Origin of the sequence: Pseudomonas silensiensis (assembly GCF_050434865.1) — a bacterium.
In the GTDB taxonomy this organism is placed as follows: Bacteria; Pseudomonadota; Gammaproteobacteria; order Pseudomonadales; family Pseudomonadaceae; genus Aquipseudomonas; species Aquipseudomonas fluorescens_W.
The window spans coordinates 91,384-116,205 of the sequence record NZ_JBNDJH010000020.1 but is presented as its reverse complement, the minus strand read 5'-3'; the positions used below and the strand labels follow the sequence as shown (position 1 = coordinate 116,205).

Genomic DNA, 24,822 nt, shown 5'->3' with positions numbered 1-24,822 from the left:
CAGCGCCTACCAGCTCAGCTTATTGGCAAGCTTCGCAATCCGGCTCGTCGATGGCGCAAGCCTTCGGCACTGGAGCAGGGCCGGCAGGTGCTGCCAGGACCGAATCTTCACCGTGGTTGCCGCCGCTGGAAACAGCGTTCAGCTTGCCGGTGTTGATGGTCGACTTCTCGGTGCTGGTCGCGGCCAGGGCACGGAGGTAGTAAGTGGTTTTCAGACCACGGTACCAGGCCATGCGGTAGGTCACGTCCAGCTTCTTGCCCGATGCGCCAGCGATGTACAGGTTCAGCGATTGAGCCTGGTCGATCCACTTCTGACGACGGCTTGCCGCGTCAACGATCCACTTGGTGTCCACTTCGAAGGCAGTCGCGTAGAGCTCTTTGAGTTCTTGCGGGATGCGCTCGATCTGTTGCACCGAACCGTCGTAGTACTTCAGGTCGTTGATCATGACCGAGTCCCACAGACCGCGAGCCTTCAGGTCGCGAACCAGGTACGGGTTGATCACGGTGAATTCGCCCGACAGGTTCGATTTCACGTAGAGGTTCTGGTAGGTCGGTTCGATCGACTGCGATACGCCAGTGATGTTGGCGATGGTCGCGGTCGGTGCGATGGCCATGATGTTGGAGTTACGAATGCCTTTCTGAACGCGGGCACGAACCGGTGCCCAGTCCAGGGATTCGTTCAGGTCAACGTCGATGTACTTCTGGCCACGTTGCTCGATCAGGATCTGTTGCGAATCCAGCGGCAGGATGCCTTTGGACCACAGCGAACCCTGGAACGTCTCGTAGGCGCCGCGCTCGTCGGCCAGGTCGCAGGAAGCCTGGATCGCGTAGTAGCTGACCGCTTCCATCGACTTGTCGGCGAACTCGACGGCAGCGTCGGAACCGTAAGGAATGTGCTGCAGGTACAAAGCGTCCTGGAAGCCCATGATGCCCAGACCGACCGGACGATGCTTGAAGTTGGAGTTCTTCGCTTGTGGCACCGAGTAGTAGTTGATGTCGATAACGTTATCGAGCATGCGAACGGCGGTGTTCACGGTGCGTTCCAGCTTGGCGGTGTCGAGCTTGCCGTTGGTGATGTGGTTCGGCAGGTTGATCGAGCCCAGGTTGCAAACGGCGATCTCGTCCTTGTTGGTGTTCAAGGTGATCTCGGTGCACAGGTTCGAGCTGTGAACCACGCCAACGTGCTGCTGCGGGCTGCGCAGGTTGCACGGGTCTTTGAAGGTCAGCCATGGGTGGCCGGTTTCAAACAGCATGGACAGCATTTTGCGCCACAGGTCTTTGGCCTGGATGGTCTTGAACAGCTTGATCTTGCCCGGGTACTCGGACAGGGCTTCGTAGTACTCGTAACGCTCTTCGAAGGCCTTGCCGGTCAGGTCGTGCAGGTCCGGCACTTCGGACGGCGAGAACAGGGTCCACTTGCCGTCATCGAAGACGCGCTTCATGAACAGGTCAGGGATCCAGTTGGCGGTGTTCATGTCGTGGGTACGACGACGATCATCACCGGTGTTCTTACGGAGTTCGATGAACTCTTCGATGTCCATGTGCCAGGTTTCCAGGTAGGCACAGACAGCGCCTTTGCGCTTGCCACCCTGGTTAACGGCGACGGCGGTGTCGTTCACGACTTTCAGGAACGGAACAACGCCCTGGGATTTGCCGTTGGTGCCCTTGATGTACGAACCGAGTGCACGAACCGGGGTCCAGTCGTTGCCCAGGCCGCCCGCGAATTTCGACAACATGGCGTTGTCGTGGATCGCGTGATAGATGCCCGACAGGTCATCCGGCACGGTGGTCAGGTAGCAGCTCGACAGCTGTGGACGCAGAGTACCGGCGTTGAACAGGGTCGGGGTCGACGACATGTAGTCGAAGGACGACAGCAGGTTGTAGAACTCGATCGCACGGTCTTCTTTGTTCTTCTCTTCGATCGCCAGGCCCATGGCCACGCGCATGAAGAAGATTTGCGGCAGTTCGAAGCGGATACCGTCCTTGTGGATGAAGTAACGGTCGTACAGGGTTTGCAGGCCCAGGTACGTGAACTGCTGATCGCGCTCGTGGTTGATCGCCTTGCCGAGTTTTTCCAGGTCAAAGGTGGCCAGGACCGGGTTCAGCAATTCGAATTCGATGCCTTTGGCGATGTACGAAGGCAGGGCCTTGGCGTACAGGTCGACCATTTCGTGGTGGGTCGCGCTTTCGGCGACTTCCAGGAAGCTCAGGCCTTCGGCACGCAGGGTGTCCATCAGCAGGCGGGCGGTGACGAACGAGTAGTTCGGTTCACGCTCGACCAGCGTACGGGCAGTCATCACCAGCGCAGTGTTGACGTCGGTCAGGGCCACGCCGTCGTACAGGTTTTTCAGGGTTTCGCGCTGGATCAGGTCGCCGTCGACTTCTGCAAGGCCTTCGCACGCTTCGGTAACGATGGTGTTCAGGCGGCCCATGTCCAGAGGAGCAAAGGTGCCATCGGCGCGGGTGATGCGGATCGACGGGTGAGCGTTGACGGCTTCTTCGGCCGGTGCGTGGGCAGCGCGTTCTTTCGAGCGACCGTCACGGTAGATCACGTAGTCGCGCGCTACTTTTTGCTCGCCGGCACGCATCAGGGCCAGTTCGACCTGGTCCTGGATTTCTTCGATGTGGATGGTGCCGCCCGATGGCATGCGACGCTTGAAGGTCGCGGTGACTTGTTCGGTCAGACGAGCAACGGTGTCGTGGATTCGCGACGAAGCGGCAGCGGTGCCGCCCTCAACTGCGAGAAACGCTTTGGTGATAGCGACGGTAATCTTGTCATCGGTGTAAGGAACGACAGTGCCGTTACGCTTGATCACGCGCAGTTGGCCAGGCGCGGTGGCGGACAGATCCGAAGTCGAATCAGCGGCCTGCGGCAAGGTGCCCTGCGGGTTCTCGCGAGTTGTGTCGGTTTGCATGGGGGGTTGTCTCCACATTCTCTATGTTTGTTTGGGCACCATCACGGTGCCCACCGTTCCGTCCTGAAGCACTACAACCGGCGAGGGGCCGGGCATACCAACTTCGGGACAGATCAGGAAGGGGCAATTGGGGCGCCGCTTCCATGCCGAAGTCTTTGATCCCAGGCCTTGAACCTGAAACCGGGATCCTTTTGGGTGACAGTAACTGACTGCAACACCCGTACCGTTAACGCCGTTTTCGGCTCAAAAACAGTAGCCATCCGCACGCGCGGTTTGGTCTTTCGAAAATACGTTTGGTTCAACCGGAAAGAGGCAATAAAAGCGCTTGAAATCAGTGTCCGGTTTGTGTTTGGTTTTTGGCGTAAAACCCTACATGTAGGGTTTTTTTCGCGCCGAGGTACAAGATAATGCGTTTTGGAGGGTGTTGCAACGTACTACCTGTGGATAAACCTGTGCGTAAATTGTGTGTGAAACGTGGAACGAGCGTGTAGGCCGCGACCTAGCTGGAGCGGACCGTTTTTCACTGATTTTCAGCGATTGAAAACAGTCATTCGGATTTTTAAGGGCGCGAACCCTATCACAAAAATCCGGGTTGTCCGAACGCATTTACCGGCTTGTGTTCTCGGCGGGCGGCGTTTATACAATCGGCCAGCGCGTACGCATTCTTATCCCCCCCAATCATTACAAAAAGACGGGGGGATCCTTCCTTATTAAGTGTTGTTGGCAAGCAGAGGTCACCGTGGAGCAAGAAGCCTGGCAGGTATTGATTGTGGAGGACGACCAGCGTCTGGCCGAACTGACCCGCGACTACCTGGAAGCCAATGGCCTGCGGGTATCGATCGAGGGCAACGGCGCCTTGGCCGCGGCACGGATCATCAAGGAGAAACCGGACCTGGTGATCCTCGACCTGATGTTGCCGGGTGAAGATGGCCTGAGCATCTGCCGCAAGGTTCGCGACAAGTATGACGGCCCGATCCTGATGCTTACCGCCCGCACCGACGACACCGATCAGATTCTTGGCCTGGACCTGGGTGCCGACGACTACGTCTGCAAACCGGTTCGCCCACGCCTGCTGCTGGCGCGCATCCAGGCCCTGTTGCGACGCAGTGAAACGCCTGAAGTGACGCCGGAAAAACAACGGCGCTTGCAGTTCGGTCCCTTGGTGGTCGACAACGCCTTGCGCGAAGCCTGGCTGAACGACAACGGCATCGAGTTGACCAGCGCCGAGTTCGACCTGCTCTGGCTGCTGGTGGCCAACGCCGGGCGCATCCTGTCCCGGGAAGAGATTTTCACCGCATTGCGCGGTATTGGTTATGACGGCCAGGACCGTTCCATCGACGTGCGCATCTCGCGCATTCGCCCGAAAATCGGCGATGACCCGGAGCATCCACGGCTGATCAAGACCATCCGCAGCAAGGGTTATCTGTTCGTTCCGGAAGCCTGCACGCTGTGAACTCTATCTTCCTGCGCATCTATGGCGGCATGTGCGCGGCGCTGATTCTGGTGGCGGTACTCGGCGTGCTGGCCTTGCACCTGCTGAACCAGGTGCGCGGCGAGCAATACCGCGAACGCCTGGCCCACGGCACGTTCTCGCTGATGGCCGACAACCTGAACCCGATGAATGAAACCGAGCGTCACCGTGCCTTGCTGGTGTGGGAGCGTTTGCTGGGTATTCCGTTGGCGCTGAAGACTTTCGCCCAGACCGACCTCGACCTCACCCAGCGCACCCGCGTGCTGCGCGGTCAGGCGCTGGTGGAACAGACCGGTCCGCATGCGGCGAAGGTGTATCGACTGGTCAGCGACAAGGAACAGCTGGTGCTGACCGGCGAAGTCCAGCAGATCAGTGAACAACTGGCCCGGGCGACGATTTACCTGCTGGCCGATGAACTGGTGCGCTACCCGGTGGCCGAGCAACCCGAGCGCCTGGCGCAGTTGAAGCGCGATAAAGGGTTTGGTTTCGACTTGCGGCTGGTGACGATCGAGCAGGCGGACATGGACGAGGACCAGAGTCGCCGGGTGTCCGAGGGCGACACGGTGATGGCGCTGGGCAAGGGCGGCGATTCGATCCGGGTGTTTGCCGGCATGGTCGGTACGCCGTGGGTGCTGGAAATCGGCCCGTTGTATCAGATGAATCCTTATCCACCGGAGTGGCTGGTGCTGATCGCCGCCCTGGGTTTGAGCCTGATCGGTTTGATCGTCTATTTGTTGGTGCGCCAACTTGAGCGCCGCTTGCGTGGCCTGGAAGCGGCCGCCACGCGGATCGCCAAAGGCAGCCTGGAAACCCGCGTGCCGGCACGCGGCGCTGATTCGGTGGGACGGCTGGCTTCGGCGTTCAACGGCATGGCCGAGCACTTGCAGCAACTGTTGGCGATTCAGCGTGAACTGGTGCGCGCCGTGTCTCACGAACTGCGCACGCCGGTGGCGCGATTGCGTTTTGGTCTGGAAATGATCGGCTCGGCCACCACGCCGCAGGCGCTGGAAAAATACTGTGAAGGCATGGACCACGACATCGAGGATCTCGATCGGCTGGTGGACGAGATGCTCACCTACGCACGTCTGGAACAGGGTTCACCGGCGCTGAATTTTCAGCGGATCGATCTGGATGCGTTGGTCAATCAGGTGATCGAAGAATTGGCGCCTTTACGCGCCGAGGTCACGGTGCAGCGCGGCTTGTGTTTGTCCGCCGCAGACAACGACGACGCCTGGGTCGAGGCCGAGCCGCGATACCTGCACCGGGCGTTGCAGAACCTGGTGAGCAACGCCATGCGCCACGCTCAATCACGGGTGACCGTCAGCTATCAGGTCGGGCAGCAGCGCTGTCGAGTGGATGTCGAGGATGACGGGCCGGGCGTACCGGAAACGGCCTGGGAGAAGATTTTCACACCTTTCCTGCGCCTCGACGACAGCCGCACCCGCGCTTCGGGTGGGCACGGATTGGGGTTGTCCATCGTGCGGCGAATCATCCATTGGCATGATGGCCGGGCGTTGATCAGCAAGAGCAAAAACCTGGGTGGGGCGTGTTTCAGCCTGAGCTGGCCGAGGAATCAGGAGAAGCGTTGAGATTGGCGCAGAGGAAGCATTCTCAGGCCTTGATGCTGACCAGACTCAACAACTGCCCATCCACCACCCCGAATTGCGCATCCAGCTCAGTGCCATTGCGCCATTCACTGGACAGATCTGTCAGCAGCCGCAGCCGCACTTCACCGCTTTCGGCCCACTCCAGCACTTCGGCATGTTCAAAATAAAAGCGCTGCTGAACGATCGGATACAGCGCCTTGAACAGGCTTTCCTTCACTGAAAACGTCAGGGTCACCAACATCGCCAGTTGATCGCGGCGGCCGGCGGTCATGCGTTGCAACTCGGGCGGGGTGAGGATTTCCCCGGCCAGTCGCTCGGCCCGTTCGGGGTTGAGCAGGTTTTCCAGGTCCATCCCCAGGCCGCGCCAGTGGGTTTTCTTCGCGACAATCGCCGAGGCCCGGCCGGTGCTGTGGGTGATCGAGCCCGTGATGTGCGTGGGCCACACCGGCGCCCGGTCCTCGCCGATGGCCGGGATAAAGCTCAGCCCTTCCAACTGTTGCAACGCAGCCCGAGCGCAAACCCGCCCGGCGAGGAACTCCGCCTGACGCTTGGCGACCGAACGCTGGATGCTGGGCGGCGGCTCGATGGCGCTGCGCTGGAAATCATCGCTAGCCAGCTGCGAAGTATCGAAGTGAGTGCTCAACAGCACCGTATCGGGCAGCGCAAACGGCAGCGGCCAATGGGCATCGAGTGGAGTGCAGCAGACGGGTAGGGCGGGGGCGCGATTCATGTCGGGCATTTTGCCGGGTTGCCTTGTTGCTGGGTAGTGGCAGTGGGCTTTTGTGGCGAGGGAGCTTGCTCCCGCTCGGCTGCGAAGCAGTCGTAAACCGGCGAACGCGGTATGTCTGACGTCATGCGTCTACAGGTTTTGGGGCGGCTTCGCCACCCAGCGGGAGCAAGCTCCCTCGCCACAGGGAGCGATGCTCGACTCACTGCTGGCGCCGTGTCAGCCAAAGATTTTTTTGAAGAACGCCTGCATGTCCGCCCAGGATTTCTCATCCGCCGCCTTGTTGTAGCCAATATCCGGCCCGCCATGATCGCCATGGCTCAACCGATCCGCATCAGGGTTGCTGAACCCGTGCTTGGCGCCCTCCAGGCTGACGAACTTATAGTCGGCCCCGGCCTTGTCCATTTCAGCCTTGAACGCTGCCACGTTATCCGGCGTGATCATGCTGTCCATCGCGCCATGTTCAACAAGGATTTTCGCTTTCACACTACCCGGCGTCGCAGGCGTCTTGGTCGCCAACGCACCGTGAAAACTCACCACGCCTGCCAGCGGTAAACCCTGACGCGCCGCATTCAGCACCACGCCGCCGCCGAAGCAATAACCGATAGCGGCGATTTTGTCCGGATCGGTTTGCAGCTGTTTCTTCAATAGATCAAGCCCGGCCTGAAAACGCGCGCTCGCCGCGCCACTGTCTTTCAACGCGGCTTGCATAAACGCCATGGCGTCCTTGGGATGCTCAGTGTTTTTGCCATCGCCATACATGTCGATGGCCAGCGCGCTGTAGCCCAGACCGGCGAGATCACGGGCGCGACGCTTGGTGTACTCGTTGAGCCCCCACCATTCGTGCACCACCACAACGCCAGGGCGTGCGCCTTTGATGGCGTCGTCATAGGCGAAGTAGCCGATCATCTTGGTGCCGTCAGCACTTTGATAGGGGATTTCCTGAGTCTTGATCGCGGCTTGGCTGAGCCCGCTCAAGGCCAGCAATACGAGGGCGAGGAAAATACGCATCGTCGGATCTCCTGCAAAAGGTCATTAAAACAGCCGAGTCGATTTGATTCAGCTCAGGTTCAGAGTGCGTTCAGGGGGAGTTCAGGGCGGGGTGAGTAACCTTGCCCCGTACCCAAATAGCACATAGCGCATAAGGAACTCCCCTATGACTGGCTTCAAAAAACTGCTTCTGGCTTTCACTGTCCTGAGCGCGAGTACCGCGGCTTTCGCTTCCGACGACAATTTCGCCAGCCTTACTTTTGGACAGACCAGCGACAAAGTCAAAAAGTCCCACGCCCTGAACGACAACCTCAACAGCCCGAACGCCGACGGCGTGATCGGCAAGGACAACACCTGGGGTGTGCGTCTGGGCCAGCAAAACAGCCAGGGCCGTTACTACGCCACTTACGACAACGTGTCGGGCTCACACAATGGCATTAAACTGCGTCAGGAAAACCTCCTGGGCAGCTACGATCTGTTCTACCCGGTGGGCGGCAGCACCAAGTTGTTCGGCGGCGCCACGGCGGGTTTGACCAAAATGACTCAGGATTCACCAGGCTTCAGCCGCGACAGCGACATCGGTTACGCCCTCGGCGGCCAATTGGGAGTCCTGCAACAGGTTTCGCAAAACACCTCGGTGGAACTGGGTTACCGTTACCTGCGCAGCAACGCCAGCACCGAGATGAGCGAGCGCGGTGGCAGCAAACAGGGTTCGCTGGACCTGACCAGCAGCGCCCAGACCTACCTGTCGGCGAACTACGCTTTCTAACAGGTAAGCACAATCCTTGTAGGAGTGAGCCTGCTCGCGATAGCGGTGTGTCAGCCGACGACAATGTCAAATGTGCTGGCCCTATCGCGAGCAGGCTCACTCCTACAGGTTCCTCGACCTGACTGAAAGCCGTGCTGCTGGAGATATCGATTTGCGTAGGAGAGCGTTATGAAACTGCTGGTCGTCGAAGATGAAGCGCTGTTGCGTCATCACCTGCAAACCCGCCTGACGGACAGCGGCCACGTGGTCGAGTCCGTGGCCAATGCCGAAGAGGCGCTGTACCAGACCGAGCAGTTCAACCATGACCTGGCGGTGATCGACCTCGGCCTGCCGGGCATGGGCGGGCTCGACCTGATCCGCCAACTGCGCTCGCGCGGCAAGACCTTCCCGATCCTGATCCTCACCGCGCGTGGCAACTGGCAGGATAAGGTCGAAGGCCTCGCCGCCGGTGCCGACGATTACGTGGTCAAGCCGTTCCAGTTCGAAGAACTCGATGCCCGGCTGAACGCGTTACTGCGCCGCTCCAGCGGTTTCACCCAGTCGACCATCGTCGCCGGGCCGTTGCTGCTGGACCTCAATCGCAAACAGGCGTCCCTCGATGAACAACCGCTGGCGCTGACCGCTTACGAGTATCGAATCCTCGAGTACCTGATGCGGCATCACCAGCAAGTGGTGGCCAAGGACCGCTTGATGGAGCAGCTCTACCCGGACGACGACGAGCGCGATCCGAACGTGATCGAAGTGCTGGTCGGCCGTCTGCGGCGCAAACTTGAAGGCCCGTCCGGCTTCAAGCCGATCGATACGGTGCGTGGCCTCGGCTACCTGTTCAATGAGCGCTGCACTTGATTCGTTCCCTTCGTGTCCGTTTGATGCTCGCCGCCACGATCCTGGCGGTGTTGTTCATGCTGGCGTTGCTGCCGGCGATGCAGGGCGCATTCAGCCTGGCGTTGCAGGATTCGATTGAGCAGCGCCTGGCGTCGGACGTCACCACGCTGATCTCCGCCGCCCGGGTGGAAAATAACACCCTGCAAATGCCGGCGCAGTTGCCCGACGAGCGCTTCAACCTGACCGACAGCCGTTTGCTCGGCTACATCTATGACCGCGAAGCTCACTTGGTGTGGCGCTCGAAAGCCACCCGCGAAGAGAAGATCAACTACAAACCGCGTTACGACGGACGCGGCAACGAGTTCGCCCGAATTCGCGAGGCCGACGGTCAGGAATTCTTCGTCTACGACGTCGAAGTCAAACTGCTCGGCGGCAAGAGCGCGGCGTTCAGCATCGTCGCGCTGCAACCGGTGCGTGAGTACGAAGCCACCCTCGAAGGTCTGCGGGAAAATCTCTACCTCGGTTTCGGTGCGGCCTTGCTGGTGTTGCTCGCGCTGCTGTGGATCGGCCTGACCTGGGGCTTGCAGGCGTTGCGCCGGCTCAGTCAGGAGCTGGATGAGATCGAAAGCGGCACCCGCGAAAGCCTCAGCGAACAACACCCGCGCGAACTCCTGCGCCTGACCGGCTCCCTCAACCGCTTGCTGTACAGCGAGCGCGAACAACGCAGCCGCTATCGCGATTCCCTCGACGACCTGGCCCACAGCCTGAAAACCCCGCTGACCGTATTGCAAGGTGTCAGCGAAGACATGGCCCAGCGCCCGGCCGATCGTGATCAGGCCTGGGTGCTGCAAACCCAGATCGAACGCATGAGCCAGCAGATCAGCTATCAACTGCAACGCGCCAGCCTGCGCAAAAGCGGCCTGGTGCGCCATCAGGTACGCCTGCGCCCGGTGCTGCAAAGCCTGTGCGACACCCTGGACAAGGTCTACCGCGACAAACGCGTGCGGGTGGCCTTCGATCTGCCGGAGCAGTGTTACGTGCCGATCGAGCAGGGGGCGTTGCTGGAAATGATGGGCAACCTGCTGGAAAACGCCTATCGCCTGTGCCTCGGCGAAGTACGCATCAGCGTGCGTGAAAGCCTCGGCGGGGTTGAGTTGTGCGTTGAGGATGACGGGCCGGGCGTGCCACCGGATCAGCGAGCGCGGATTCTGCAAAGGGGAGAGCGGCTGGATCGCCAGCATCCGGGGCAGGGGATTGGTCTCGCGGTGGTCAAGGACATTATCGAGAGCTACAGCGCGAAGCTGACGCTGGGGGATTCGCCCATGGGTGGGGCGGCGTTTCGGATTCATTTTCCGGTGGGTTGATGTTGGTGCGTGGCTTTTGATCTTAATTTTCCTGCGCCCGATAAGCCCCCGGCGTCAGCCCCGTCCATTTCTTGAACGCCCGATGAAACGCCGAAGGCTCGGAAAACCCCAACTGTTCGGCAATCTGCTGCAACGACAAATCCGCCCGCCCCAGGTGATAAATCGCGATGTCCCTTCGCAACTGATCCTTCAATTCCTGAAAACTCGACCCTTCCTCCCGCAAATGCCGACGCAATGTCTGCGGGCTGATGTGCAAGTGTGCGGCCACCGCTTCCAGGTCCGGCCAGTGTGAACTGTCGCGGCTGAGCAACCTTCGCAACTGGCTGCTCAAACTGTCGCCGTCATCCGGGCGCGACAACAGGTCGGCGGGGGAGTGTTCGAGGAAATGTTTGAGTGTCCGTTCGTCCTGCAACAGCGGCATGTGCAGGTAGCGACTGTGAAACAACAGGCTGCTCTGAGTCGTGGAAAAGACCATCGGGCAGGGGAACAGCAAATCGTATTCGGCGCCGTGCTCGGGTTTCGGGTAGCTGAACGTCGCCTGTTCCAGCCGAATTCGCTGGCCGATCAGCCAGCTGCCGAGTCGATGCCACACCATCAACTGGCTCTCGGTGAGAAAGTGGTCCGGGTCGCGGAACTGCGAATCGTCGAGGCTGAGGCGAATCATGTCGTCTTCGCGGGTCAGGGTCAGACGCGGGCTGTCGGGGAATAAGCTATAAAACAATAAGCCGCGGTGGAGTGCTTTTTCCAGATTGCGGCAGTGGATCACCGCATGGCACATCATCGCGAAGCTGCCGGTTTTGCTCGGAACCGGCCCGAAGCCCAGGTATTCGTCGTCCAGTGCCAGCCACAGTCCCTGGATCAATCGGGTGAACTGTTCAGGCGCGATTCTCGCTCGCGGCTCTTCAAGCAACTCGGGGCTGATGCCGAGTTGTTGCAGCAAATTTGAATAGTCATAACCCAGCCGGCGTGCGCCACCGAGGGCGGCACGGGCGAAATGACTGGCGATGGTGCGTTCGCGCATAGAAGGCAAGTCCGTCCATTGAACGACGGATGGTAGCCGTGGTGCCTGAAGATGAACAAGGCGGATATCCGCCAAATTGCAGGACGAGGTCAGGTCGATGGGCGGAAATCCGCCACTTTGCGGTAACCGTTTGGTGACAAAGAAAAACCTGCAACCCTTGATGTCAAAAGGCTTGCTGGCGATTTGACGAAGGTGGCACGGGCCTTGCGATACAACTCGCAGATGCCTGCCGTTGCGCAGCTCGACAAAACAAATCCCTCCAGTGCAGGAGGGTTCGCAATTGAAGTGTCTTTGGCAACAGGTGGATGTTGTCACCGGGCACTCTTGAGGAACTTTGCAATGACGACTCGTCAGCCACTGTACAAATCCCTGTATTTCCAGGTGATCGTTGCTATTGCCATCGGCATCCTGCTTGGTCACTTCTACCCGCAGACCGGTGTTGCCCTCAAGCCGCTGGGTGACGGGTTCATCAAACTGATCAAAATGATCATCGCCCCCATCATCTTCTGCACCGTCGTCAGTGGTATCGCGGGCATGCAGGACATGAAGTCGGTCGGCAAGACCGGCGGTTACGCGCTGCTCTACTTCGAAATCGTTTCGACCATCGCCTTGCTGGTGGGTCTGGTGGTAGTCAACATCGTGCAGCCGGGTGCCGGCATGCACATCGACGTCACGACGCTGGATGCCTCCAAAGTCGCTGCTTATGTAGCGGCCGGTGCTGATCAAAGCGTTGTTGGCTTCCTGTTGAACGTGATCCCGTCCACCATCGTCGGCGCGTTCGCCACAGGCGATATCCTGCAAGTGCTGATGTTCTCGGTGATCTTCGGTTTCGCCCTGCATCGCCTGGGTGCCTACGGCAAGCCGATCCTGGACTTCATCGATCGCTTCGCCCACGTGATGTTCAACATCATCAACATGATCATGAAGCTCGCGCCACTGGGTGCCTTCGGTGCCATGGCGTTCACCATCGGTGCCTACGGTGTGGGTTCGCTGGTGCAACTGGGTCAGTTGATGGCGTGTTTCTACATCACCTGTCTGCTGTTCGTTCTGGTGGTGCTGGGCGCTATCGCTCGCGCTCACGGCTTCAGCGTGCTGAAAGTGATCCGCTACATCCGTGAAGAGCTGCTGATCGTGCTGGGTACTTCTTCTTCGGAATCGGTGCTGCCACGCATGCTGATCAAGATGGAGCGCCTGGGCGCGCAGAAATCCGTTGTGGGTCTGGTGATCCCGACCGGTTACTCGTTCAACCTCGACGGTACTGCGATCTACCTGACCATGGCGGCGGTGTTCATTGCTCAGGCAACCGACACCCACATGGACATCACTCACCAGATCACCCTGCTGGTGGTGTTGCTGCTGTCCTCCAAAGGCGCTGCGGGTGTGACCGGTAGTGGCTTCATCGTGTTGGCGGCCACCTTGTCCGCTGTTGGCCACCTGCCGGTTGCCGGCCTGGCGCTGATCCTCGGTATCGACCGCTTCATGTCCGAAGCCCGTGCCCTGACCAACCTGGTCGGTAACGCTGTCGCCACCCTGGTTGTGGCCAAGTGGGTCAAGGAGCTGGACGTTGACGTGATGCACGCTGAACTGGCTTCTGGCGGTCGCGGTATCTCCGACGAGCCTAAAGACGATGTTCTGGGCCACGTCGAAGGGGCAACCCCAAGCAACGTCAAATAAGACGGCTGCACTGAAAAAACCCGCTTCGGCGGGTTTTTTCATGCCTGCGATTTGAGCGCAACGGTCAGCGCATCTGACGCATAAGGTGATTGCTGCAATGCCATCGGCTGCCTAGTCTGGGAACATCGTTTACGGAGAACGCCCATGCTCGGTCCACTGGCATCACTCAAGGTTCTGGATTTCTCGACACTGCTGCCGGGGCCGTTTGCCTCGTTGTTGCTGGCTGACATGGGCGCCGAAGTGCTGCGCATCGAATCGCCAACGCGCATGGACCTGCTGCGGGTATTGCCACCTCACGATCAGGGCGTCTCCGCCAGTCATGCCTACCTCAATCGCAACAAGCGCAGCCTGGCGCTGGACCTCAAGCGGCCTGAGGCGCTGGAGGTGATCAAGCAGTTGCTTGCGGACTACGACATCGTGCTGGAGCAGTTCCGCCCCGGCGTGATGGAACGATTGGGCCTGGGTTATGAAGCCTTGAAGGCGATCAATCCGAAACTGATCTACGTGTCGATCACCGGTTACGGCCAGACCGGCCCCTACAAGGACCGCGCCGGCCACGACATCAACTACCTGGCGCTGGCGGGGCTGGCGAGCCACACCGGCCGGGCCGACAGCGGACCGCTGCCGTTGGGCATGCAAGTGGCGGATATCGCCGGTGGCTCGTTGCACGGGGTGATCGGGCTGCTGGCGGCGCTCATCGCCCGACAGCAAACCGGGCAGGGGCAGCATCTGGATGTGAGCATGACCGACTGCGCGTTCAGCCTGAACGCCATGGCTGGCGCCGGGTATCTGGCCTGTGGCGTGGAGCCGGGAAGGGAGGAGCAGATGCTCAATGGCGGCAGTTTCTATGACTATTACCGTTCCCGCGATGGGCGCTGGTTCTCGGTGGGCAGTCTTGAGCCAGCGTTCATGAAGCAACTGTGTGCAGCGTTGGGGCTGGAAGAGCTGGAAACCTTGGGCTTATCGCCTGAACCGGCCTTGCAAAAGGCGCTGAAGAACGCGCTGAGGATTGAATTCGAGACCCACGATTTTGCCGAGTTATGCGCGCTGTTCGCCACGTTGGATGCGTGTGTCGAGCCGGTGTTGAGTGTGGGCGAAGCGGTGCGTCATCCGCAGTTGAAGGCTCGGGCGCTGGTGACCGAAGTGCCGCGTGGTGACGGGACGACTCAGGCGCAGATGGCCTGTCCGTTGAAGTTTTCGCAAGGGTTGCCGCAGCCACGGCATATTGGTGCCCGACTGGGGCAGCACACGGATCAGGTGTTGGGGGAGTTGGGGTTTAGTGCAGAGCGTATCGAAGCGTTGCGGCGTGCCAAGGTGGTTGTGTAGCGCCTGCCAGGACGCCTTCGCGAGCACAGGCACCAAAAATCTAACTACTCAACCCGCATTTCCCCGCTGAACACCAACGTACTCCGGCATCGCCGACACAAATACCGGCGCCCTTGCCGCACCAAACCATGACGCTGGGCCGAAAACGGGAAATCGCTGTCCGCACACGGGCATTTGTAGATGTAGCGGGTCACGCTGCGGCGTTTGACGTCATAGGTGTGGCAGCGATTGGGCGGCAGTTCGTACACGCCGCGCATGATCAATTGCCACTCTTCGCCATGCGGCTGGATGCGGTCGCCGAACAGTTGATGGGCGATCAGGTGCGCAACCTCGTGGGCCACGGTCTGCTTGAGGAAGTCTTCGGTGTTTTCCCGGTACAGCTGCGGATTGAAGCGCAGCAGGTTCTCGTGCAAATGCGCGACACCGGCTTTTTGCCCGCGCAGCTTGAGGCTCACCACGGGGCGTTTGAAAGGTCGTTTGAAAAAGGATTCGGCTAGTTGGTAACAGTCTTCGACGCGGGTATTGAGTTGCTCGGGCATGCTTGATGGATCTCCAGAGACGTCGAGTATGCCGCAACCCTCGAGCGTTGCGAATCGCCGAGGCGCCGAATGGTCGTCACCGTTTTCTATCCTTGGGCATTAGAAGGCCGCCTTGCGGCGGCCTGTGTTGGCAGATCTTGTTTTGGGTGATGTGTTGCTAATTGGTGTAGACCGGCCCCACGCCGAGTCCCCAGACAATTACAGTGAACGCCATGATGGCCACCAACACCACCAGGCCTACAGCAAGCACCGAACTTGAAAAAAGAAATCCCTCGTCTGATGGAATGCTCATGAAAGTGGGTAGCCCCACATACAGCAGGTACACCGTGTAGCAGATGGCCGCGGTGCCGACGATCATCCCAAGCCACATGTGTGGGTACAGCGCCGCCAGACCGCCGATAAAGAGCGGTGTCGCGGTGTAGGTCGCAAATGCAACGCAGCGTGCCAGACTCGGGTTGGCATCATAGGTGCGAGCCATCCAGTGGATGAACGCGCCCATTACCGCCACACCGCCGAGCATCGCCAGGTATGACATGACCGTCATCCATATCGCGCTTTCCACCGTCAGCATCACCGGTGCGCGACTGCCAATGACCCAGCCGACCTGAGTGGTGCCGATAAACGCGGATACCGCGGGAATCGCCGCCAGAATCAGGGTATGAGTGAGATACATGTGGCTGATGCTTTCCTCCTGGTCGCCACGAATCTCTTTCCATTCTTGGTCAGGGTGGGTGAAGAGCCCCACTACGTGATGGATCATGCCAGTCACTCCTCTTGTTTTTACCGTCGCCCCCCAGTGGAGCGCCTACGGGCCAAAGTGGCCTAGTAAGGAAAGGTCTGGATATGTGTGCGACCTTATGTCGCAGTATAGAAAGGTCTTAACGGCGCAGGTTGCAGGGCTTTAGAGCAAATTGCGCTGTAAACCCTCCTGTTAATCGCCGTCGGGTCTGTGCACACCTACCTTGTAGGAGTGAGCCTGCTCGCGATAGCGGTGGGTCAGCTTGCATGGATGATGACTGCACACCGCCATCGCGAGCAGGCTCACTCCTACAGGGGACGGTGGGCTCTTCGCCGACGACGCGTTTTTGCGTAAAATGCCGGCCTTTCGTCACACCTCACGGATTTCGCGTCATGGGCACTCTTACGGTCAACCAGAACAAACTGCAAAAGCGCCTTCGCCGCCAGGCCGGTGAGGCTGTTGCCGATTTCAACATGATTGAAGACGGCGACAAGGTCATGGTCTGCCTGTCCGGTGGCAAGGACAGCTACACCATGCTCGATGTGCTGATGCACTTTCAGAAGGTCGCCCCGATCAAGTTCGAGATCGTGGCCGTGAACATGGACCAGAAGCAGCCGGGTTTTCCTGAGCATGTGCTGCCGGCCTACCTCAAAGAGCTGGGCATCGAGTACCACATTGTCGAGAAAGACACCTATTCGGTGGTCAAGGAGCTGATCCCGGAGGGCAAGACCACCTGTTCGCTATGCTCGCGCCTGCGTCGCGGCACGCTCTACACCTTCGCCGACGAAATCGGCGCGACCAAGATGGCCCTCGGTCATCACCGCGACGACATCGTCGAGACCTTTTTCCTGAACATGTTCTTCAACGGTTCGCTCAAAGCCATGCCGCCGAAGCTGCGCGCCGACGATGGCCGCAACGTGGTGATCCGCCCGCTGGCCTACTGCAACGAAAAAGACATCCAGGCCTACTCGGACTTCAAGCAATTCCCGATCATCCCGTGCAACCTCTGTGGTTCCCAGGAAAACCTGCAACGCCAGGTGGTCAAGGACATGCTTCAGGAGTGGGAGCGCAAGACGCCAGGCCGCACCGAAAGCATTTTCCGCAGCTTGCAGAATGTGATCCCGTCGCAACTGGCGGATCGCAACCTGTTCGACTTTACCAACCTGCGTATCGATGAAACCGCCGCTTCGCGGTTCGTCAACGTCGTCAACCTCTAATCAGAAACTGTAGGAGTGAGCCTGCTCGCGATTGCGTCGTGTCAGTCGACATCAACGTTGAATGACACACCGCTATCGCGAGCAGGCTCACTCCTACATTCAGTTTCTCGTTTCAATCCTTAGGAGAGGGCATGCGCGATTACAAGTGGCTGCACGAATACTGTCTGAACCGCTTCGGTTCAGCAGCTGAACTGGAAGCCCATCTGCCCGTTCCGAAAACCCCGGCGCAATTGCGCAAGATCAGCGACGACCGCTACCTCTCGACCATGGCGCTGCGCGTCTTCCGCGCCGGGCTCAAGCACAGCCTGGTGGACGCCAAATGGCCGGCGTTCGAAGAAGTGTTCTTCAAGTTCGACCCTGAGAAAGTCGTGCTGATGAGTGCCGAACACCTCGAGCGTTTGATGCAGGACGCGCGGATTATTCGTCACCTGGGCAAGCTCAAGAGCGTGCCGCGCAATGCGCAGTTCATTCTGGATGTGGCGCATGAGAAGGGCAGCTTCGGCGCGTTGATCGCTGATTGGCCGGTCACGGATATCGTTGGGTTGTGGACCTACCTGAAAAAGCGCGGTCATCAATTGGGCGGGTTGTCGGCACCGCGGTTCTTGCGGATGGTGGGCAAGGATACGTTTGTGCCGAGCTACGATGTGGTCGCGGCGTTGAATGCGCAGAAGATCGTCGACAAGGTTCCGAGCAGTCTGCGGGACCTGGCCACGGTGCAGGGCGTGTTCAACCAGTGGCATGAAGAAAGTGGTGGGCGGCCGATGAGCCAGATTTCGATGATGCTGGCGTACACCGTCAACCACTGACGAAGATGATCGTTCCCACGCGGAGCGTGGGAACGATCACTGTGGGGGCGGTCAGGCTGCGGAAGTTTCGCCTTCACCCGCCAACTTGCGGTTCAACTGAAACCGCCACCGCACATACAACAGCGCCGAGCAGAACACCGCCAGGCTCGCGCCCATCTCGAGCAAACCAAACAGCTGCCGGTTCGGGTCATACGCCGCCAATGCGCCCTTGATGAAATACAGGTTCACCACAAAACACATCCATGAATGCCCGCGCGCACTGCCGATAATCATCCCCGGCGCCAGCAACAGCAGCGGCACCAGTTCGATCAGCAGAATCACCCACGGCCGGGCGCCGTGCAGGTCGGCGACCACCAGGTAGTAGGCGCACAGCAAACCCACCAAACCGAAGTAGCACAGCAGGCTGACGACACGCATCGCTCGGACCCGGGGTTCGAGCCATTCGATGGAGGGCAAAATCTTCGGCTTTTTGGCCACGTCAGTTCCCCAGTTTCTGTGCAGTCTTCGCCAAGCGCAGGCCCAAGGCCCGACACAGCGCGACTTCATGTTCATTCAAGCCGCTTTTGCCATCGGCCCCGGCGTGATGGCTGGCGCCGTAAGGCGTGCCGCCGCCGCGGGTTTCCAGCAGGGCCGATTCGCTGTAAGGCAGGCCGGTGATCAGCATGCCGTGGTGCAGCAACGGCAACATCATCGACAACAGCGTGGTTTCCTGGCCGCCGTGCAGGCTCGCGGTGGAGGTGAAAACGCCAGCCGGCTTGCCCACCAGCGCGCCGGTCAGCCACAGGTTGCTGGTGCCGTCGAGGAAGTACTTGAGCGGCGCCGCCATGTTGCCGAACCGGGTCGGGCTGCCCATGGCCAGGCCTGCGCAGTTCTTCAAATCGTCGAGACTGGCGTACAGCGCGCCTTCGTCGGGGATGTCCGGCGACACGGCTTCGCATTCGCTGGAGATCGCCGGCACGGTGCGCAGCCGCGCTTCCATCCCGGCCTGTTCGACGCCCCGGGCGATCTGCCGGGCCATTTCATTGGTCGAGCCGCTGCGGCTGTAATACAGAACCAGAATGTACGGTGCACTCACGGCAGCAACTCCAGCACATTCTCCGGCGGCCGGCCGATGACGGCTTTGTCGCCAACTTCCAGAATCGGCCGCTCCATGAGTTTCGGGTTGGCGGCGATGGCGGCGATCAATTGCGCTTCGCTGAGGCTGCTGTCGGCCAGGTTGAGGGTTTTGTACTCGTCCTCACCGGTGCGCAGCAGTTGCCGGGCGCTGATGCCGAGCTTGGTCAACAGGCTCTGGATTTGCGCGGCGTCCAGCGGGGTTTCCAGGTAGCGGACCACCGTCGGGGTCAGACCACGGGCTTCGAGCAGTTCGAGCGCACCGCGGGATTTCGAGCAGCGCGGGTTGTGATAAAGCGTCAGATCGGTCATGTGCGGTTCGCATCTTGCGTAAGGTGACGGCTATTCTAACTGTGCAGCGCGTAATCCAGAACCTTGGGAGGCGATGGGTCGCAGGCGCATTCAATTTTGAACAAGGAATACGACATGACTAGGCGACTGGCAGCGGCATTGGCGATCATCGGTACGTTATTGCTGGGAGGCTGTGGCAACGACTATGGCAGCGACCAGAGCGGCCAGAAAGTCGCCGCCGAACGTCTGGACAAAAAATGGCTGGTGCTCAATTACTGGGCGGAATGGTGCGGGCCGTGCCGGACCGAGATCCCGGAATTGAACACCCTGGCCGATCAGCTCAAGAACAAGAAGATTGGTGTGTTTGGGGTCAACTTCGACAATGTGCAGGGTGAAGAGCTGAAAAGCGCCAGCGAGAAGCTGGGCATCAAATTCACCGTGCTGGCTTCTGATCCGGCCGATCTTTTTGAGTTGCCGCGCAGCGAGGCGCTGCCGGTGACTTACATCATCGATAACAAGGGCAAGGTACGGGAACAGTTGATGGGCGAGCAGACGGCGGCGGGGGTGATGGCGAAGCTTGAGGCGTTGCAGGCTAAGAACTGAAAGCAAAAGATCGCAGCCTCGTTTCACTCGACAGCTCCTACAAGGGTTTCGAATTCCACCTGTAGGAGCTGTCGAGTGAAACGAGGCTGCGATCTTTTCAGGGCTGAATGATCAACCCTCTTCAAGCCACCAACGCAGCGGCTTGCCTTCGGCCGGCCAGAAGCGCATCTGCTCCATCGGTGAAACATCCCAGCGCTGTACGCCTTCCAGCGCCTGCATGAAGCGCTTTTCCTGCTCCATGACCGCCGGCGCGCACAGTTTGCGCGTGCTGCCGACCTTGCCGAAGCTCAGCTTGTCTCCTTCCAGGGTGTACGGTGCGAACCAGTGGTTGCAGCCGCCGTTGCCGTAGGCCCGACCGTCTTCACCGAGGGTGATGGTCAGGTGGCTGTAATCCATCAACGGACGTTCGCCGATCCATTCCAGAATGTAGCTGCGGTTCTGTTGCAATTGCACCGGCTCGGCGGCGCAGCCCAGCAGGCTGGCGCCAACCATCGAGGTCAGAGCGAGGCGTTTCATCACGCGGGCTCCTGGCATTTCGGGCACAGGTGCTTCTCGCCAACCGTGGTCCAGCCCAGTTCGGCGATGCGCGCGGTGGCAGCAGGCTTTTCAGCCTTGTTGCCCAGCTTGGCGTCGACCGCGAACTCGAAGCTCAGCTCTTTGGCGCAGCTGTCGCAGTTGACTTTCCAGGTGTGGATCGCCAGTTCGCCGAACACCGGACCACTGGCCACCGCGACCCATTGGCCTGGCGGATTGATCAAGTGGCGAACCGTTTCGACGGTCAGGCGCATGGACAAGTCCTTGGCGCCTTTGAGGGTCACGACCAGCACGTCGTTGTTACGAATCGAGCCGCCGTTGCCGGTGACTTGATAACGCCCCGGCACAAGGGCGCGGCATTCGGTGAGGGTGTGTTGCGGGTTCATCAGGCTATAGCGGAAATCGTGTTCGACCATGGGTCCTCCAAATATGCGCGGCATGCTAGCACGGACATCAGCGCAGCATGGCGCGGGCATATGACCTTCGATCTGGTTCAGTCGCCCTTTACCAGATTCGCAGGCGCGCCGACCGCCCAGGCGGCGATGTTTTGCAGGGTGGTTGCGGCAATCGCGCCCAGGGCCTCGCGGGTCAGGAAGGCCTGGTGAGCGGTGACGATCACGTTCGGGAAGGTCAGCAGCCGCGCCAGCACATCGTCCTGCAGCGGCAGGTCGGAACGGTCCTCGAAGAACAGCTGCGCCTCCTCTTCATACACATCCAGCCCCAGGTAACCCAGTTGACCGTCCTTCAGCGCGTCGATCAGCGCCGGCGTGTCCACCAGGCCACCGCGGCCGGTGTTGATCAGCATCGCACCGGCTTGCATGTGCGCCAGTGATTCGCGATTGATCAAGTGTTTGCTTTGTTCGTTGAGCGGGCAGTGCAGGCTGATGATCTGCGACTCGGCCAGCAGTTCCGGCAGGCTCAGGTAACGGGCACCGAGGGCTTTGACTTGCGGGTTGGGGAAGGGGTCGTACGCCAGCAATTGGCAGCCAAAGCCGTTCATGATTTTCGCGAAGGTCGCGCCGATCTGCCCGGTGCCGACCACGCCGACGGTCTTGCCCACCAGGTCGAAGCCGGTCAGCCCGTGCAGGCTGAAATCGCCTTCGCGTGTTCGGTTGTAAGCGCGATGCAGGCGTCGGTTGAGCGCCAGGATCAGCGCCACCGCATGTTCCGCCACCGCATGGGGCGAGTAGGCCGGGACGCGCGCAATCGCCAGTCCCAGACGCTTCGCCACAGCCAGATCGACATGGTTGTAACCGGCCGAGCGCAGGGCGATCAGGCGTGTGCCACCCGCGGCCAGGCGTTCAAGCACCGGCGCGCTGAGGTCATCATTAATGAAGGCACAGACCACTTCGTGGTGCTCGGCCAGCGCCACCGTATCAAGGCTCAGTCGCGCCGATTGAAAGTGCAGTTCAATGCCGGCCGGAAGCTCGGCACTGAGGAAGCTGTCGCGGTCGTAGGTCTGGCTGCTGAAAAGAATCGTGCGCATGCGGTCCTCCTGGAATGTACATCAGGCATTTATACGGGCATGGGCGGCCAGGCGATTGATGGCCCGGTCGAGGTCTTCCAGTGCGCTGGGGGCTTTGGGGTCCTGTTGCTTGAGCAGGGTTTCGCTGCGCTGGCAGGCGGCGCGCAGTTGCGGAACGCCGCAATAACGGGTCGCGCCGTGCAGGCGATGGACGCGCTCGATCAGGGCGTTCTGGTCGTTGTTTTCTCGGGCGAAGCGAATCGCCTCGCGGTCGGCTTCCAGCGACGCCAGCAGCATTGCCAGCATGTCTGCTGCCAGGTCAGCCTTGCCGGCGGCCAGGCGCAAACCTTCTTCGTGATCGAGCACCTGCAACTCATGACCACCACCGTGGCTGTCGCTGGAGCGCTCCGGCCCATGATTTCGCAGCGCCAGGCCGGTCCACTTCAGCACCACTTGGGCCAGTTGCCGTTCGCTGATCGGTTTGGTCAGGTAATCGTCCATACCGCTTTGCAGCAGCGCACGCTTTTCGTTGGCCATGGCGTGAGCGGTGAGGGCAACGATCGGCAGCGGCGTGCAATGCCGCTCACTTTCCCATTGGCGAATCGCTTCGGTACTTTGCCGCCCGTCCATGCCGGGCATCTGAACGTCCATCAGCACCAGGTCGAAGGTTTCGGTCTGCACGGCCTTGACCGCCGCATAGCCGCTTTCCACCGCGAGGACTTTGGCGCCCATGTCTTCGAGCAGGGTTTGCACCAGCAGCAGGTTGGCCGGGTTGTCGTCGACACAAAGCACTTTTGGCGCACGGCTGGACACCGGTTCGCCGGGTTCGCTGCGGTGCTGACGCGGGTTGACCAGGTCAGACAAGGCCCGCCGCAGCTTGCGGGTGCAGGCCGGTTTGGCCTGGAGCTGGCTGTGCGGGTTGGGCACCGAGAGATGGAACAGCGTCTGTTCGGTGGTCGGGCACAGCACCAGCACCTTGCAACCCAGGTGTTCGAGGTCCCAGATGTGCTGATTGAGGCGCTCTGGCGGCATGTCGTTGCTGGTGATGCCGAGCACCGCCAGGTCGATCGCCTGATCGGTCTGATGCGCGCCGGTCACGCCATTGGTCAGGCTTTCCAACGTATTGAACGGGGTGACTTCGAGGCCGCAGTCTTCCAGTTGATGCTGCAACGCCTGACGGGCCAGTTCGTGGTTTTCCAGCACGGCCACCCGACGCCCGAGCAATGGCGGACCGGGCAGGTCTTCGGCATCGTCGCGGGTTTTGGGCAGGCTCAGGCTGATCCAGAATTCCGAACCTTCACCGGGGGTGCTGTCGACGCCAATCTCGCCGCCCATCTGTTCGATCAGGCGTTTGGAAATCACCAATCCCAGACCGGTCCCGCCCGGTTGCCTGGACAGCGAATTGTCGGCCTGGCTGAAGGCCTGGAACAAGGCGCGCACATCCTGGTTCGACAGCCCGATGCCGGTGTCTTGAATGCTGATGCGCAGTTGCACGCTGTCTTCGTGCTCTTCCTCGAGCATGGCGCGGGCGACGATGGTGCCTTCGCGGGTGAACTTGATCGCATTGCTGACCAGGTTGGTGAGAATCTGCTTGAGCCGCAGCGGGTCACCCACCAGCGACAGCGGCGTATCGCGATAAACCAGGCTCACCAGCTCCAGTTGCTTGGCGTGGGCAGCCGGGGCGAGGATGGTCAGCGTGTCCTGGAGCAGGTCGCGCAAGTTGAACGGAATATGGTCGAGCACCAGTTTGCCGGCCTCGATTTTCGAGAAGTCGAGAATCTCGTTGATGATCCCCAGCAGGCTGTCGGCGGACTTTTCGATGGTGCCCAGGTAGTCGAGCTGGCGCGGGGTCAGCTCGCTTTTTTGCAGCAGGTGGGTGAAGCCGAGAATGCCGTTGAGCGGCGTGCGGATTTCATGGCTCATGTTGGCCAGGAACTCGGATTTGATCCGGCTGGCTTCAAGGGCTTCCTTGCGTGCCAGGTCCAGTTCGATGTTCTGGATCTCGATGGTTTCCAGGTTCTGGCGCACGTCCTCGGTGGCCTGGTCGATGCTGTGCTGCAACTCTTCCTGCGCGTTCTGCAGGGTGCCCGCCATGCGGTTGATGCCGGACGCCAGTGTGTCCAGCTCCTGGCTGCCGAGGGGCGGCAGACGGGTTTCCAGATGACCGTCCTTGAGTTGGGCCACCGCTTGCTTGATCTGACTCAGCGGCCGATTGATGCTCCGGCCCATGCGCAACGCCAGCAGCGCCGCGCCGGCCAGGCCTGCGCCGATCAGCAACAGGCTGGCAAACAGGCTGCGGTAACCGCGCAGCAGCATGCCGTTGTGGGACAGTTCGAGTTCGACCCAGCCCAACAGGCGGTCGGTTTCCTCGGGAATCAAGTCACCGGCCAGATTGCGGTGCTTGCCGAACACCGGCAGCAAGTAACGCGTCGCGTCATTGCCGCTGCGGCGCAGCATCTGCGAACTGTTGCCGATCGGCGCCTGATTGAGCATGGTCGGGCCGGCATGGGCCAGCAGGGTGCGGTCGGGCGCGAGAAACGAAACGGCGCGCACGTCCGCTTGTTCCAGCGATTGGGTGGCAATGCGTTCCAAAAGCTCGGTGTTTTTGTGGCCCATGGCCGGGGCCACCAAGGGCGCCAGTTGTTCGGCGATCATCTCGCCACGCTGCATGAGCTGGGTTTGCAGGTCGGATTGCTGCATCCAGGTGAAATAGCCGCCCAGAACCAAGGCCATCAGGCTGGTCGGCAACAGGGTCAGCAATAGCACGCGGCCTTTAATTCCCAGTTTCTTGAGCACGCATCTCTCCTGCATCCAGCGATTTAATGAC

The 24,822-nt window shown here is 60.2% G+C and carries 23 protein-coding genes; 10 read left to right on the top strand and 13 right to left on the bottom strand.

Features of this window, described 5'->3' with window-relative positions; genetic code table 11:
* Positions 1–19: 19 nt before the first annotated feature.
* Positions 20–2,914: a ribonucleoside-diphosphate reductase subunit alpha gene (locus QF010_RS24825; RefSeq protein WP_033055241.1), complete on the bottom strand. Its 2,895-nt coding sequence runs from the start codon at positions 2,912–2,914 to the stop codon at positions 20–22.
* Between the two features lie 739 nt (positions 2,915–3,653).
* On the opposite strand from QF010_RS24825, the gene QF010_RS24820 reads away from it, so the two are divergent.
* Both QF010_RS24820 and QF010_RS24815 read left to right on the top strand, forming a co-directional pair.
* Positions 3,654–4,367 (top strand): response regulator, encoded by a 714-nt coding sequence (locus tag QF010_RS24820; RefSeq protein WP_033055242.1) that lies wholly within the window; start codon positions 3,654–3,656, stop codon positions 4,365–4,367.
* Positions 4,364–5,974, top strand: a complete 1,611-nt coding sequence (locus QF010_RS24815; RefSeq protein WP_429534137.1) for an ATP-binding protein — start codon at positions 4,364–4,366, stop codon at positions 5,972–5,974. Before QF010_RS24820 ends, QF010_RS24815 begins: the two co-directional genes overlap by 4 nt.
* Before the next feature lie 22 nt (positions 5,975–5,996).
* Here the strand turns inward: QF010_RS24815 and QF010_RS24810 are convergent, their stop codons facing one another.
* Both QF010_RS24810 and QF010_RS24805 read right to left on the bottom strand, forming a co-directional pair.
* Positions 5,997–6,722: a 4'-phosphopantetheinyl transferase family protein gene (locus tag QF010_RS24810; protein ID WP_429534140.1), complete on the bottom strand. Its 726-nt coding sequence runs from the start codon at positions 6,720–6,722 to the stop codon at positions 5,997–5,999.
* 216 nt (positions 6,723–6,938) lie between these two features.
* The gene (locus QF010_RS24805) at positions 6,939–7,730 is read right to left on the bottom strand and encodes a dienelactone hydrolase family protein (RefSeq protein ID WP_429510843.1); all 792 of its coding nucleotides are present in this window, start codon (positions 7,728–7,730) and stop codon (positions 6,939–6,941) included.
* Positions 7,731–7,875: 145 nt separating this feature from the next.
* Here QF010_RS24805 and QF010_RS24800 point away from each other — a divergent pair, with 145 nt between their 5' ends.
* From QF010_RS24800 to QF010_RS24790, 3 genes are all read left to right on the top strand, one after another.
* Positions 7,876–8,478, top strand: coding sequence for a membrane protein (locus QF010_RS24800; RefSeq protein ID WP_033055246.1), 603 nt, complete (start codon positions 7,876–7,878; stop codon positions 8,476–8,478).
* A gap of 168 nt (positions 8,479–8,646) precedes the next feature.
* Entirely contained in the window at positions 8,647–9,324 is a 678-nt protein-coding gene (locus tag QF010_RS24795) for a response regulator (protein ID WP_033055248.1), read from the top strand.
* Entirely contained in the window at positions 9,321–10,667 is a 1,347-nt protein-coding gene (locus QF010_RS24790) for an ATP-binding protein (protein ID WP_033055249.1), read from the top strand. The genes QF010_RS24795 and QF010_RS24790 overlap by 4 nt, the downstream gene beginning before the upstream one ends.
* 22 nt (positions 10,668–10,689) lie before the next feature.
* Here the strand turns inward: QF010_RS24790 and QF010_RS24785 are convergent, their stop codons facing one another.
* Entirely contained in the window at positions 10,690–11,688 is a 999-nt protein-coding gene (locus tag QF010_RS24785; protein ID WP_429534136.1) for an AraC family transcriptional regulator, read from the bottom strand.
* Positions 11,689–12,027: 339 nt separating this feature from the next.
* Here QF010_RS24785 and QF010_RS24780 point away from each other — a divergent pair, with 339 nt between their 5' ends.
* Entirely contained in the window at positions 12,028–13,362 is a 1,335-nt protein-coding gene (locus tag QF010_RS24780) for a dicarboxylate/amino acid:cation symporter (RefSeq protein WP_033055253.1), read from the top strand.
* Between the two features lie 144 nt (positions 13,363–13,506).
* Positions 13,507–14,688, top strand: a complete 1,182-nt coding sequence (locus QF010_RS24775; protein ID WP_429534135.1) for a CaiB/BaiF CoA transferase family protein — start codon at positions 13,507–13,509, stop codon at positions 14,686–14,688.
* Positions 14,689–14,732: 44 nt separating this feature from the next.
* On the opposite strand, the gene QF010_RS24770 is transcribed toward QF010_RS24775, so the two are convergent.
* Together QF010_RS24770 and QF010_RS24765 are read right to left on the bottom strand one after the other, a co-directional pair.
* On the bottom strand, positions 14,733–15,227 hold the full coding sequence (locus tag QF010_RS24770; RefSeq protein WP_033055255.1) for a SprT family zinc-dependent metalloprotease: 495 nt from the start codon (positions 15,225–15,227) through the stop codon (positions 14,733–14,735).
* A gap of 157 nt (positions 15,228–15,384) precedes the next feature.
* Positions 15,385–15,987: a Yip1 family protein gene (locus QF010_RS24765; RefSeq protein WP_033055256.1), complete on the bottom strand. Its 603-nt coding sequence runs from the start codon at positions 15,985–15,987 to the stop codon at positions 15,385–15,387.
* Between the two features lie 371 nt (positions 15,988–16,358).
* Between QF010_RS24765 and ttcA the strand changes: the two genes are divergently transcribed.
* Both ttcA and QF010_RS24755 read left to right on the top strand, forming a co-directional pair.
* A complete protein-coding gene (ttcA, locus tag QF010_RS24760) occupies positions 16,359–17,183 on the top strand; it encodes a tRNA 2-thiocytidine(32) synthetase TtcA (protein ID WP_033055258.1) in 825 nt (274 codons plus the stop codon).
* Between the two features lie 131 nt (positions 17,184–17,314).
* The gene (locus QF010_RS24755; protein ID WP_282482649.1) at positions 17,315–17,989 is read left to right on the top strand and encodes a DNA-3-methyladenine glycosylase I; all 675 of its coding nucleotides are present in this window, start codon (positions 17,315–17,317) and stop codon (positions 17,987–17,989) included.
* A gap of 51 nt (positions 17,990–18,040) precedes the next feature.
* On the opposite strand, the gene QF010_RS24750 is transcribed toward QF010_RS24755, so the two are convergent.
* The 3 genes from QF010_RS24750 to arsC are packed head-to-tail and all read right to left on the bottom strand — an operon-like array spanning position 18,041 to position 19,414.
* Complete coding sequence (locus QF010_RS24750; protein WP_429534134.1) at positions 18,041–18,466, bottom strand: DUF2069 domain-containing protein; 426 nt, start codon at positions 18,464–18,466, stop codon at positions 18,041–18,043.
* 1 nt (position 18,467) lies between these two features.
* Entirely contained in the window at positions 18,468–19,064 is a 597-nt protein-coding gene (gene wrbA / locus QF010_RS24745) for an NAD(P)H:quinone oxidoreductase (protein ID WP_033056848.1), read from the bottom strand.
* On the bottom strand, positions 19,061–19,414 hold the full coding sequence (gene arsC / locus QF010_RS24740; RefSeq protein WP_033056849.1) for an arsenate reductase (glutaredoxin): 354 nt from the start codon (positions 19,412–19,414) through the stop codon (positions 19,061–19,063). The genes wrbA and arsC overlap by 4 nt, the downstream gene beginning before the upstream one ends.
* Positions 19,415–19,528: 114 nt before the next feature.
* On the opposite strand from arsC, the gene QF010_RS24735 reads away from it, so the two are divergent.
* Complete coding sequence (locus QF010_RS24735; RefSeq protein ID WP_429510834.1) at positions 19,529–19,996, top strand: TlpA disulfide reductase family protein; 468 nt, start codon at positions 19,529–19,531, stop codon at positions 19,994–19,996.
* A gap of 111 nt (positions 19,997–20,107) precedes the next feature.
* Here QF010_RS24735 and QF010_RS24730 read toward each other — a convergent pair whose 3' ends face one another.
* From QF010_RS24730 to QF010_RS24715, 4 genes are all read right to left on the bottom strand, one after another.
* Positions 20,108–20,512, bottom strand: coding sequence for an META domain-containing protein (locus QF010_RS24730; RefSeq protein ID WP_429534133.1), 405 nt, complete (start codon positions 20,510–20,512; stop codon positions 20,108–20,110).
* Positions 20,512–20,946 carry a hypothetical protein gene (locus QF010_RS24725; RefSeq protein ID WP_033056853.1) on the bottom strand — a complete coding sequence of 145 codons (435 nt, stop codon included), beginning with the start codon at positions 20,944–20,946 and terminating at the stop codon, positions 20,512–20,514. Before QF010_RS24725 ends, QF010_RS24730 begins: the two co-directional genes overlap by 1 nt.
* Before the next feature lie 77 nt (positions 20,947–21,023).
* Complete coding sequence (locus tag QF010_RS24720) at positions 21,024–22,016, bottom strand: 2-hydroxyacid dehydrogenase (RefSeq protein WP_429534132.1); 993 nt, start codon at positions 22,014–22,016, stop codon at positions 21,024–21,026.
* Between the two features lie 21 nt (positions 22,017–22,037).
* Positions 22,038–24,791 (bottom strand): response regulator, encoded by a 2,754-nt coding sequence (locus tag QF010_RS24715; protein ID WP_033056857.1) that lies wholly within the window; start codon positions 24,789–24,791, stop codon positions 22,038–22,040.
* Positions 24,792–24,822: the final 31 nt, after the last annotated feature.